The following is a 13,110-nucleotide window of genomic DNA, read 5'->3' on the forward strand; positions in this document are numbered from 1 at the left end:
AATTAATATTTAATTAGTAAATAGTTTAGTGGAACGTGTGGTTGATATGAAGGCTCTTGTCTATAAGGATTCATTTTATAATGTTTATCTTCCTCTCCTAAGGCGAACAGGGTAACCTCACTGTTATTAGCGATAGTGGTGCTTTTCGACTGTGTCTCAGAAGATATGTAAGGGATTTTGTCCCACTCCTTCAGAACGAAAGGATTTCACATAGGGATCTAAAAACATGGTGATCACCCAACAGAATATTTAATAGAACTAAAAAATAAGGAATGATTAGAACGGTATTCTTGATAGATTTACATGTCTATTCAGTTCTTAGGTCCTGTGAGGTTGTGCTAGTATTCGTCAGCTGTTTAATCTGAAAAGGTTTACATCCTTTACCAGTTAACCCTATACTTTAATAGTCAGACTATATAGAGCATCACTTACGGAGATGTAAAATTGTAAGAGATCAGGTACATATTTTAAAGGAGGACATCATTATGGAGTATCGTTCTAGGAAGTATCGGAAATTTTTTGCGACAATCATGGCTGTTATTCTTATCGTAGCTACTATGGCTCCGGCTGTTCCAGCCAGCGCAAACCAAGGGGGGAACAGTGAAAATGCTGGACCGAAGAGATCAATTGAAGCGATTGAATTAATTGATTCTACTAGTTTTATTATCGATTTTGATAAGACTTATCCAAAAGGAATAGATATTAATAGAATGATAGATGTAAAAGTAGACTTGGATGACGATACAATTATAGAACCGGAGTTGACCGATTACAAGGTTTCTTCTGAAGACCGTTCCCAAGTAACAGTTGAACACGTTAACGATGACCTTGATGGATTAGCGGGTAAATTATCTATTAATGACTTTGAAGTCGAGTTTGATTATAGAGATGAAGCTGAAAGATACTTTTCATTAGACATCTTCCATACTAATGATATCCATTCAAAAATAGATCATTTCGGAAAGATCTCTGCTTTTATCAATGAACAGGGTGAAGAGGCTTCAAACCATCTCTACTTAGATGCTGGAGATATATTCAGTGGAAATGCAGTGGTGGACTTGCAAGAAGGTGAGCCGATTGTAGAACTATTAAATGAAATGGGCTTGGATGCCATGGCCATTGGGAACCATGAATTCGACTATGGTCAAGAAGCCTTCGCAGCAAGAGAAGAGCAAGCTAATTTTGACTGGCTTAGCGCGAACATGGAAGTCGTTGACCCTGAAATACCAATTAAACAACCTGAACCTTATGAAATTTATGAAATTGATGGAGTAAACGTTGGCATTTTCTCATTAACACAGAACCCTCCAGCTACACGGTTATCTGGAATTGCTGGAATTGACTTTCATGATTATGTTGAAACAGCTGAACATTACGCATACTTACAAGATGAAACAGATATTCTTATTGCGTTGACACATATTGGGAATAGCGCGGATAAAAACCTAGCTGAGAATATCGATTTCTTCGATGTTATTATCGGAGGACACTCCCACAGTAGAATTTTTGAAGCAGACGTAGTTAATGGAACGCCTGTGGTCCAAGCAGGAAGCGATGCTTTATTTGTAGGTCACTTCAATCTTGAATTTGACGGAACAGATGTGACGTTTAATGACTACTACTTGCAAGATGTGGACGAACTTACTGAGGTTAATCAAGACGTGCAAGATATGGTTGATGCATACAACGCTGAGGCAGAAGAACTTCTTAAGGAAGTAGTAGGTTTTACAAATACAGGATTAAGCCGAGATGCTCGATGGGCAAGAGACACGTCTCTAGGTAATTTCTGGACCGATTCAATGAAAGAGGCTCTGAATGCGGATATGGCCATCACAAATAATGGCGGCATCCGTGCCAACATTGAAGAAGGCGATATTACAGCGGGAGATATCTATACAGTTGAACCTTTCGGCAATGAACTTAGTGAACTTGAAATTACAGGTGAAGACTTGAGAGAGGTTATTGAATATTCCTACTCTTATCGTACTCAAAATGACTTGCAAACTTCGGGACTGACGTTCACGATTTATGTGGATGAGAATGATCAATTTGTAGATGCTGATTTATTTGTTGACGGTGAGCCTATTGATGACAATGCAACATACACCCTGGTGACAAATAATTTCATGGCTGAAGGTGGCGACGGTTATGATTTCTCCTCCGCAACTGTGATCCAAGAAGCTGCTGGATATGTGACAACTGGTATGTTCCAACTGATGGAAGAATTAATGGAATCAGAAGGAGCAGTCGATTATGAAGACGGTGAAGGGCGAATTCAAATCGTTGAAGAGGAAGAAAATGGAGAAGATGAATTCGAAGGCTCTTCAATTATGGAAATGCGAGAAGCAGAGCTTGGGACATCGCATACTATTCGGGGAGTAGTCACTGCTTATTTTGAATCGGGTGGACAAACAAATATGTACATCCAGGATGAAACTGCGGCCGTATTAGTTCGCGGCTCAGGATTAGGAAGCCAGTACAACACTGGAGATAAGGTGCAATTCACAGGTGAAAGTGATGAGTTTCGAGATATGGTTCAACTAATGGTGTCTGATTCTGAATTAGTTGAAAGAAATCACGGGGAAATCACCCCACAAGTTGTTGACTCTACCTTTTTTGAAAACAATGTTCATGACCTCCAAGCACAGCTAATTGAAATTAAAGATGTCCATGTGAATGATAATCCAGAGTTTGACGATTTTAACGCAGAAGACTCTGCAGGGGACTTCATGATTTATGGTGCGTATGCTGATGTAGAAGAGGATACACAGTATGATTCGATCACAGGAGTCGTTAATTATCATTTTTATGAAAACAAATTAATGCCTCGGAACGACGATGATCTCGTTGAAGACGCCTCCGTAGTTCAGCCACCCAGAGCTAATCAAGCTTCAGGTGCTGTAGCCTCAGGAACTGAAATTGTTCTTTCGACGAGTACAGAAGATGCTGAAATATATTACACATTAAATGGGGAAGATCCTACAGACAGTGATACACTCTATGACAGCCCAATCACGATCACGGAAGAAACGACCGTGAAGGCTGTTGCTGTCAAAGATGGCCTAGAAAATAGTGTTGTTCGAGAATTCAACTACACATTACTTGCTGAAGCTGGTGAACTAGAAATTTATGATATCCAAGGAGCATCGCACATCTCACCATATGAAGGACAAGTGGTTCGCGAAGTCCAAGGTATTGTAACGCACACAGAAAACAATGGATTCTACTTCCAAACGGCAGAATCAGATGGTGATGTAAATACTTCGGAAGGGATCTATGTTTATAAACGGAACCATGGGGTCGATGTAGGTGACGAGGTTCTTGTTGATGGGAAAGTGGTGGAGTATGAGGAATCAGGCTTCCATGATTTTAGTTCAAACGACAACGATGACCTAAGAACAACACAAATTGAAGCAAGTCAGTTAGACGTTCAATCTTCCGGTAATGATTTGCCTGCACCTGTTGTGATAGGCATTGACCGTGAAATTCCAGGAGATCTTCTGGCTGATCCCGAAAACTATGATATCTATGATCCAGCACAATTTGATGCAGAAGTGAATGCCCTGGATTTTTATGAAAGCTTAGAAGGAATGCTCGTTGAGATCCCAGGTCAAGTCACCATTACGGGTCCCCAAAAATATGATGAGCTTACGGTTATTTCAGAAGAGTGGGGCCTTGAAAATCGCACGGAATCAGGCTCTGTCTATCTTCAAGAAAATGAGCACGATGAAAATTACGCTGAATTAAATACCGAAGTGATGTTCGTAAATGCTCCGAGAGGAACGATTGCTAAAACAGGTGATTACTTTGAAGAATCTATCGTCGGTGTCGTTGGATACAATTTTAGTAACTTTAAAATTGAACCTATTGAGGGTGGACTTCCAGAACTGCAAGACGGCGAATTGGAACGTAGAGATGAGACGACGATTGAGTTTGAGGAAGATAAGCTTACAGTCGCTACCTACAACGTAGAAAACTTTCATCCTAATGCAAATTCCGAAAGAACCCGTAGGCTGGCTGACTCCATGGCGAATGAGCTAAATTCTCCTGATATTCTCACTCTCGTTGAGGTAATGGATAATTACGGTGAGAGTGTAGGGCCAGACACGGACGCAAGTGCAAGTTATCAAACATTAATTGATGCGATTAAAGAAAAAACAGGTGTACAGTATGCCTTTACAGAAGTAGCTCCTATCCAAGGGAACGACGGAGGAATACCAGGTGGAAACATCCGTGTTGGTCATATCTACCGGGTTGACCGAGTCGAACTTGCAAATGATACTGTGGGACCAAATGACGAAGGTATCACGATTGATGAAGAAGGCAATCTAAGCTATGGAACGGGTTTGATTGATCCAACAAATGAAGCGTTTGAAAGATCACGTAAGCCTCTTCTTACAGAATTCATTTTCAAAGGGGAGCCCGTCTATGTGATTGGAAACCATTGGAATTCCAAATTAGGTGACGAAGCACCATTCGGAATGGTTCAACCTGCAATGCAAGGTAGTAGAGAACAACGAATGGAAATTGCATCTATCATAGGAGATTTTATTGCAGAACTTAATGAAAAAACTGAAGGTGATCCAAACGTCGTCGTTCTTGGTGACTTCAATGACTATCCGTGGTCTCCTCCAGTAACGGCACTTACAGAGACAGGCAACTTATATAATTCATTATTCGAATTAGATAGAAGTGAACAGTATACGTACAGCTACAATGGTAGTACTCAGTCCCTTGACTCTATCTTAGTTTCTGAACACTTGAAAGACGGTCTCGAAGTAGACGCAATGGGCATCAACTCTGAGTTTATGTGGGAGCATGGTCGAGCAAGTGACCACGACCCAATGATGGTTCAACTAGAAATTCCTAATATTGATCCCGATTATGATATGGGTGACGTTTTAGCGCCAGTTATTACGTTTGTGGATGAAGAATTAAATGAAGAGCCTACGATATACTTGAATGTAGGAGATGAATTTGAGGTTCCATCAGTAACAGCTGAAGACAACGTGGACGGTGATGTAACCGATGAAGTTGAAGTGACTAATAATGTTGATACTTCTATTTCAGGTACGTATGAAGTTCGTTATACCGTAACAGATGAAGCTGGCAACACAGCGGTAAAAGTTTTAAACGTGATCGTTCAATCTCCAATGGAGCCTTTGGACGAACTATTGAACGGCTCATTCGAAAACTGGAGTAATGAGCTTCCTGAAAACTGGTTCGGTGAGTCTTCCAACATCGCTATGTCGAGAGTTGTGCAATCTGATGATGCATATGAAGGAGACTCCTCTGCACAATTGATCAATACAGGAACGACTCATAATCGTTTTACTACTGATTCCTACGCAATTGAAGAAGGCGTGACGTATGAAGTGAGTTTCTGGGTGAAAGGAAATGGCGATATTCGAAACGCCATGTACGCACCGGGATACCACGGCAACAACTACAGTAATTATTCTCCGTATACAGAGGTAAGAGGAGAAGAGTGGCAGCAAGTCACGTGGGAATATGAAGCACCAGGAAACGGAGAAGCGGAAATCATCTTCTCTGTTCGAAACACCTCAGAAGACAACTTATTTATTGATGGTGTAGAAGTGAATGTAGCAGATTAATACGTAAATGATGGAGGACCGGAACCTATAGTGTAGGTTCCGGTCTTTTTTCGTTTTTGAAAACTGGACATCGAAGTCAGAGAAGATAGTTTGATTGAGCGTTTACAGTGGGAGTAAGTTTGGGTGAGTAGCAAGGAAGTTAATGCATATAGCGGGCAAGTTCGGTCGTATAGAAGAGAAGTTCATGCGTATAAGAAGTGAGTTGGATCGGATAAAAGAGGAGTTCGGTCGTATAGCGGATGAGTTAGTGCGTATAGCAGAGCAGTTCCATCACATAACAAGTTTCGACACAATCCGCCACCCCCGAAACTTCCCACAACGATAAAAAAGCCGTCTCGAGACATTAACGATCCCGCAAATGCCACGAAACGACTTCAACAATCATCTTCTATTAATCTACTCTTTGAATTCGACCTTCAACTTGAGGAATCTCTTTTCCTGCTTGAAGGTAATCAATAAGAACTTCATTCAGAAGTTCGCCTGTGTCGGTGATCATTTCAGCATCGCCTAACCACGTATATCCATCACCGCCGCCAGCCATGAAATCGTTCGTTGCAACTGTATAAGTAGCCTCAGGATCGACTTCTTCACCGCCTACATACATATCAACGATTCTCTCGCCAGCAGATTGAGAGGGATCATACGTATAACTCATTCCTGATACATGGAAGAAACCACCGTTCTCTTCAGGAGCGAGTCGGACGCCATGTTCAGCACTGCGAAGGAGATCTTCACCTGTTACTTCAATTTCAATAACGAAATTCAAGAATGGGAAGGCTGTAATAACATCTCCTTTTGTCACGTCGCCAGCAGAAATGCTTTCTCGAATGCCACCGCCGTTTGTAAAGGCAATATCAGATCCGGTTAAATCTCTCATTGCATCTGTGATCAAATTTCCTAAGTTCGTTTCTTTTGTTCGTACATTTGCACGAGCACCATCTAAATCAACATCGATCGTGGCAATCACTTCATTTAATGTTTCGCCAACTTCTGCTTCAATATCATCAAGCATGGCTTGGACATTCGGTTCTGGCTCTAATCCATCATGATCTCGAGCAAGATGACCGTTTATACCAATGAACTCTCCGTCATGAAACAGAACGTTATTCACACTAAGCGCTTTACCAAATTCCCACGCTTGTGTAATGTACGTATTGTTGTGAATCTCTGGATACTCGAGTGTATCATGACTATGGCCACCCATAATAAAGTCCACACCGTCCACTTGTTCAGCCATTTCTACTTCTATATTATAGCCTGAATGAGATAAGACAAAAATATGATCCACATCATCTTTCACTTCATCTACCAACCCTTGAAGAGCTTCTACTTCTCTTTCAATATATAAACCTTCGAGATTAGCAGGAGCTGTTTTTTCATACGTGTCATAGGCAGTAATAGAAAGAAGGGCGATTTCTTTGCCCATCGCTTCGACAATTTGATAGCCATCTTCAGTTAATAATTCATCGGTGTCCTCATAGCGGACATTTCCACTCATGACTGGAAAATCAGCCATGTCCATAAGTTCGTGCAAGCGCTCTTGACCAAAGTTAAAATCATGGTTTCCAAGGACCATCGCATCAAATTCCATTTCGTTCATGAGATCGACTGCCGCTTCACCTTCACTAAAGTTCACGTAATTTGTTCCGTGGAACGTATCCCCTATATCGAAAAGGAAGGAGTACTCGTTTTCTTCACGCAGTTGATTGGCAATGGTAGCAACTTTAGCCATGCCAAGCTCACCGTTGTCGGCATTATGAAGAATACGGCCGTGGAAATCGTTTGCTGCCGTAACGGAAATGCGATCGATGTTGTTATCATATCGCTCAAACATTCCTTCTAAGTAATCAGCAGTTAATGGTGCTTTCGGTCGGAGCGTTTGACCAAATCCTTCGACTAAGTCTAATGCAGCAGCGGCGGATAACTCATCCACAAATTCATCACTGACTGCTCGATAATCTCTAAATTGATGAAGGCCTTCTTCATCATAATCATCGAGCAAGTTCAATGATTGAGCTAACATTGCGTAAGCTTCTTCTCGCTTAATATTTTTATTAAATGAGTCGCTATTCTCTTCTTGAGCATCAACTAAATCCAGTCGCACACCCGCCTCTATGTATGGAGCTAAATCCTCGGACACACCTAGAACTTCGTCTGTTCCCTCATAAGGAGCAACATCCACGTTCATATTGTCTAAAAGCTCTTTCAGAAAGTCTCCTTTGGTCACGTGTTTGGAATTTCCTGCATCCACTGGTTGTACCATAACGAGAGACGCAAACAGTACTGTTGACATGACGGATAATAATCCTTTCTTCAAAAAAACAACCCCTTTCGAATAGTAAAATATGCAAGCGATTACATTATACGAAAAATAGGCTCTTTTTTAATGAGTCATCTGACGCCCGACTTTTAGATGAACTGTCAAAGCATAAGAGAATAGAGTGAGGGGAATAGGTCTGACTTCTCAGTTATGACGTACATACACTATAAGAAATAACTGGAAGACTGTCTATGGACAATTAATCCCTTTAATTGTAAAAAAAATCATTCATTTGTGGTTGCTAAGTCACTTAAAATAAAAACCGATAATCATAATACGGATTAACTTTAGCTAAATATCGCTATAAGAAAGTTCAAAAAAAAGTCGTAATTAAAGAAATCAGAATAGGTTTCCTGCGTGATCCACGCCCATCAATTTAACAAGGTCTCTCAACAAAGCTAAAGAAAATTTTAATGAATAATGATGGCATAAAGAACATTTTAGATAGATTAGGTGTAAAATAATAGATTGAGTCTCATTGAACTGGTAACCGGGTTTGTTCATGGTTAATAGATCAGCATACAAAACCAAAAATAAACGAAAGAAAGCAAGGTATCGTTATGTTTATTGAAATAGCTATTATTTTTCTCATTTTACTTATTGGAAGTTTTATTCAGGGAGTTAGCGGATTTGGGTTTGGACTCATTGCTATGAGCTTTATTCCGCTCTTATTTACTATTAAAGAAAGCACTCTTCTCGTTGTCTCATTAGCACTGGTATTGTCCATAAGCATAGCAATACAATTGTTTCGTCACATCAGGTGGAGATCACTGATTGTTTTGTTAGGAGCGGCTTTTGTTGGGCGCATAGGAGCTTTTTTTATTTTGGATATCTACGGAGAATTGGACATCATGAAGGTGTTATTAGGGGTATTTTTGATCGGTGTCGTAATCTACTTATTTAATAGTAAAACGCCAAGTGTCAACCACCAAACGAATCGAACGTGGCTTCCCGTAGTCATGGGGTTCTTGGGCGGATTCGTTGGTGGGATATTTGCCGTCGGAGGTCCATTTTTCGTTTTTTACCTCATGTTAATCTTCAGCGATAATAAATACGCCTACAGCGCAAATCTGCAAATTACTTTTGTGTTTACCAACTTCATCACCGTGTTTCTTCACGGCATAAATGGTGATTTCAGTGGAGACTTTCTAATCTATTTTCTAATTGGAGTAGTGAGTGTCCTTATTGGTTCGAGAATTGGTATTCTTTGTTTTGCTTATATTTCTCAGCAAAATATCAAAAAATTAGCCGGTGTTGTCGTAGCCGTTGCTGCTGTGAACCTGATCCTGTTCGGATAACAGGTGAACGTTTGATCCATCTAGTGATCTACCGAACTAATTGAGTATCACTTCTGACTTTAAACGGTGATTATTGACAAAAAATCGTATAATTATAGTGAAAGTGTCGTTTTTTTCCTGTATACTTTTCCATGTACATCCTTACTTTTTATAACTTAATACCTAAATAAAGGAGATAACGAATGAATAAATACGTAGTATCTATTGTAGTGGTCCTATCCATTCTAGTGATAGTGATTGGAAGATATCAATATGATCAAAAGCTGTCGAATATTTCAACATCTGCTCAGCAGCTACTTTCAGAAACCAATGAAGGTTCTAATGAGGAATCAGTAGAGGGAAATCAAGAAGTTGACGAAGAGAACAGTGAAATAGAGAGTGGAGCAAACAACGAAGAGACTGAACTAGAAGATGAGATGGACGAGTTAATGGAGAACGTTGATCCTACGATAGCTAATAAAATTTCCTCTAGTTTGACAGAGGGTGAGAGTATTTCCATTTTAGCCTTTGGTTCTCGTTCGCTAACAGATTCACAAGATGAAGGCTTGAATCCGTGGCCTAAATTATTAGAAGATAAATTGAACGAAGCTTATGAGACCGATGCATTTGAAGTGGAAACTATGTCTGTGGGGGAAATGACGTCTTTAGAAATGATTAGACAAGACGTTCATCAAGAAGTAGCAGAAATGGACGCAGATATTTATATTCTAGAACCTCTTTTATGGAATGATAATGGACAGGTTAGCATGGATCATTCGACGGATCATATTTCGATGCTTATTGATGCTATAACCGCCGCTAACCCGGAAGCTGTCGTTATTTTGAACCCTTCGCAACCCGCTTACAACACGATTAATTATCCGATTCAAATTGAAGGCCTTCGGAATTTCGCAAACGACAATGACTATTTGTATATTGATCATTGGAATGAATGGCCAGAAATTACAGATGAGGAACTGACAGATTATGTAGATGAAGATGATCATAGAATGCCACTGCAAAGTGGACACGAGCTATGGAGTGACAGTGTATTATCAAAGTTTGTAAACTAAAAAAAGAACCCAGGTTGCCGTGATCAGATAACTTGGGTTCTTTGTTTTAGGCGCAATTATAAGAAACTGAAATAGGACAACTGTTAAAACCATAATGGTAAACAGACGACACCAATTGGTGCCGCCTGTAGTTGATCTTATGTTGTCTCAGGTGTTTTCAGAGAAGCCGTTGGATCTTTTTCAGCTAAATAAGTCAAATTAGTAGCTGAGTAGCCTTTGAAACACTGAGGGCACTGATAAGGAAAGGTGTTCGCTTTATTAATAGCGGATTTCCTAATGTCAGGAGAATGATTTCCATAAGTCTCACGGGCCAATTGATTCCATTTTGATACTCGTCCAACAGATTCACAACTAGGACATTCTACATAAGAAGATTCTAAAATTCTTTTTTGTCTTGCCGTCTTCCAAAACAATCAATCACCACCAACAAAAAAGTCATTACGTATACTATAGAAGAATTCGTCGAAAAATGGAAAGGCTTTAAACATATTTTATATAAAAGACTAGTTTATTATCTTTTTATATAGGACTTTACATCCTTTATCGTCTAGTAATTTATAAAGAGGGGGAATTTTACGGTGAAGCATTTCTATATCGTTTTACTCATTTCAGTTAGTTTAGCAGCATGTTCAAATGAAGAACCGGCTAATCCGGAGGATACGTTGGAAGCGTATGTTGATTCTTGGAGCAGTCAGTCTATTTCATCTATGCTTGAGCAAACTTCAGAGGAGTCTCAAAGTGAGATCGGTAATTTCGAATGGGATTTTGAAGAAAGGTATGAGCAAGAGTATGGAAGATTAGCTATTGAAGATATCCACATTTTTTATGACTCTCGTGATTTTGAAGAAGAAGAAGTAGATTTGGACGAATTGGAAGAAATTTCTTATCCTATATCCGTTCAGATGGACTCAGTCGTTGGAGCGATCAACTATGAGACAGAGGTAAACTTAGTGAAACAAGTCGTTACAGATGAAGATAACGAAGAAAGAGAAGAATGGTCCGTGGAATGGGATCCGACTCATTTAATGATGGCTATGCAAGATCCTCATGATGAGATTGCCATTGAGAGGGAACAGCCCAATCGAGGTGAAATTTTCGACCGTAACGGGGAAGCTTTAGCGAAAAATGGCGAAATCTATCAAGTTAGTATTGTGCCAGAAAGAACAGAAGATTTAGAAGACACGGTTTCTCAATTCGCTGAGGTTACAGGGTTGGACGAGGAACGTGTGGGGGACCTTGCCAATGCCTTTCCAGATGAACCAAGCTGGGCAGCGCAGATTCAAAATATCTCATTAATTGATGAACGAAAGGATGAGCTGTTGGAAATTGAAGGGGTGTTATTAGACACAATACCTGGTCGAGAATATCCTTACGGTGATATTACCGGACACCTTGTCGGTCATATCGGAGACATCACCGGTGAGGAGTTAGAGGGACTGGAAGATCGTGGGTACACTGCTCAATCAGAAATCGGCAAGTATGGTATTGAATATTTTTATGAAGAAGAGCTTCGGGGAACAGAAGGGCTAACAGTATCGATAAAAACGGAAGATGGGGAAGTTCGCGACGTCATCACGCACACAGAACCTGAAGATGGTGAAAATATTCCCCTTACTATTGATATTTCGATGCAACAAAAATTGGCAGATGTTTTGCAAGAAGATTCCGGTTCAGGGGTCGTGACAGATCCATTATCAGGTGAAACGTTAGCGTTAGTAAGTGAACCGGCGTTTGATTCTAATTTGAGATATTTACAATTGTCTGATCCGCGGGCAGAAGAATTAGATACGGTAGAAGTTTTATTTGAGCAACGTTTTCGAAGAGCATATTCCCCTGGATCAATCTTCAAACCTTTTACTGCAATCGCTGGGATAGAAGAAGGAACCTTAGATCCTGAGGAAATAATAGTGATCGAAGGAGAACAGTGGCAACCAGACGATAGCTGGGGAGGCTACCTGGTCACGAGAGTAAATGATAGTGAAACAGAGATTGATCTAGAAACAGCGATGAAGCTGTCTGATAATATTTATTTTGCTCAGCAAGCACTGGAATTAGGTGAAGACAGCATGGAAGAGTGGATGTCTAAGATGGGCTTTGGTGAATCGATCCCATATGAAATTCCGTTAGGTACCTCTTCTATTGCAAATGACGGGCTTAAGAGTGAGATTTTACTAGCAGATACGGGATACGGTCAAGGAGAGGTTCAAGTCACGCCTGTTCATATGAACGCATTGTATTCCACCTTCTTGAATGAGGGGCAAATGGTCGGGCCAACGTTGATTGTTGGAAACGACAGTGAGAGAGAGGAACGTGAAGTCACCTCTTCCGAAACAGCTGCATTAGTAGAAGAAACTCTCATTGCGGTAGTTGAAGATTCAGATGGCACAGCTTATCGTTCTGATCCTGGTCACACCCGTTTATTGGCAGGAAAAACAGGCACGGCCGAATTGAAACAAGACCAGACAGAGGAAGATGGAGAACAAGTGGGCTGGTACGTCAGTTACGATTATGATAACGCAGATTTGTTGACGACTATCATGGTTCAGAATGCAGAAGACCGAGGTGGCAGCGGTTATGTTGTGGATCTTGCTAATGAATTTTGGCAGAAGGTTGATGAATAATATTTTATGAAGCTGGACTGTTTCTAAATCGATGAATGATCGATTTAGAGGCAGTTCTTTTTTAATAACTTTGTTGAAAAATAGCAAAGCAAGTCTTGAGAAGGTTGTCCGCTCACATAGTTTTAAGGATTGGCGACGAACAAAAGGTTTCCGTCGAGTGAACGTCGTCAACATGAGAAATTGGCGACGAATAGAAGAGAGAGC

At 40.4% G+C, this 13,110-nt stretch carries 7 protein-coding genes; 5 read left to right on the forward strand and 2 right to left on the reverse strand.

Translation table 11 applies throughout. The features are described from left to right. Positions 1-485: 485 nt before the first annotated feature. Both CR194_RS13840 and CR194_RS20115 read left to right on the forward strand, forming a co-directional pair. A complete protein-coding gene (locus CR194_RS13840; protein ID WP_110610272.1) occupies positions 486-5,615 on the forward strand; it encodes a 5'-nucleotidase C-terminal domain-containing protein in 5,130 nt (1,709 codons plus the stop codon). Between the two features lie 142 nt (positions 5,616-5,757). Continuing rightward, entirely contained in the window at positions 5,758-5,940 is a 183-nt protein-coding gene (locus CR194_RS20115) for a hypothetical protein (RefSeq protein ID WP_146035956.1), read from the forward strand. Between the two features lie 66 nt (positions 5,941-6,006). Here CR194_RS20115 and CR194_RS13845 read toward each other — a convergent pair whose 3' ends face one another. Continuing rightward, positions 6,007-7,932 (reverse strand): bifunctional metallophosphatase/5'-nucleotidase, encoded by a 1,926-nt coding sequence (locus CR194_RS13845; protein ID WP_110610273.1) that lies wholly within the window; start codon positions 7,930-7,932, stop codon positions 6,007-6,009. 563 nt (positions 7,933-8,495) lie between these two features. On the opposite strand from CR194_RS13845, the gene CR194_RS13850 reads away from it, so the two are divergent. Continuing rightward, positions 8,496-9,233, forward strand: a complete 738-nt coding sequence (locus tag CR194_RS13850) for a sulfite exporter TauE/SafE family protein (protein WP_110610274.1) — start codon at positions 8,496-8,498, stop codon at positions 9,231-9,233. 182 nt (positions 9,234-9,415) lie between these two features. After that, entirely contained in the window at positions 9,416-10,285 is an 870-nt protein-coding gene (locus CR194_RS13855) for an SGNH/GDSL hydrolase family protein (RefSeq protein ID WP_110610275.1), read from the forward strand. A gap of 137 nt (positions 10,286-10,422) precedes the next feature. Here CR194_RS13855 and CR194_RS13860 read toward each other — a convergent pair whose 3' ends face one another. Next, a complete protein-coding gene (locus tag CR194_RS13860) occupies positions 10,423-10,698 on the reverse strand; it encodes a hypothetical protein (RefSeq protein ID WP_110610276.1) in 276 nt (91 codons plus the stop codon). A 165-nt stretch (positions 10,699-10,863) separates the two neighbouring features. On the opposite strand from CR194_RS13860, the gene CR194_RS13865 reads away from it, so the two are divergent. Beyond that, a complete protein-coding gene (locus tag CR194_RS13865) occupies positions 10,864-12,906 on the forward strand; it encodes a penicillin-binding transpeptidase domain-containing protein (RefSeq protein WP_110610277.1) in 2,043 nt (680 codons plus the stop codon). The last annotated feature ends 204 nt before the right edge of the window (positions 12,907-13,110 follow it).

This window comes from Salipaludibacillus keqinensis, assembly GCF_003226325.1.
Lineage (GTDB): Bacteria > Bacillota > Bacilli > Bacillales > Salisediminibacteriaceae > Salipaludibacillus > Salipaludibacillus keqinensis.

Excerpts from the sequence above, each read along its gene's own strand:
- CR194_RS13855 (WP_110610275.1), top strand. The coding sequence starts at position 9,416 with ATGAATAAATACGTAGTATCTATTGTAGTGGTCCTATCCATTCTAGTG.
- CR194_RS13850 (WP_110610274.1), top strand. The coding sequence starts at position 8,496 with ATGTTTATTGAAATAGCTATTATTTTTCTCATTTTACTTATTGGAAGT.
- CR194_RS20115 (WP_146035956.1), top strand. The coding sequence starts at position 5,758 with ATGCATATAGCGGGCAAGTTCGGTCGTATAGAAGAGAAGTTCATGCGT.
- CR194_RS13840 (WP_110610272.1), top strand. The coding sequence starts at position 486 with ATGGAGTATCGTTCTAGGAAGTATCGGAAATTTTTTGCGACAATCATG.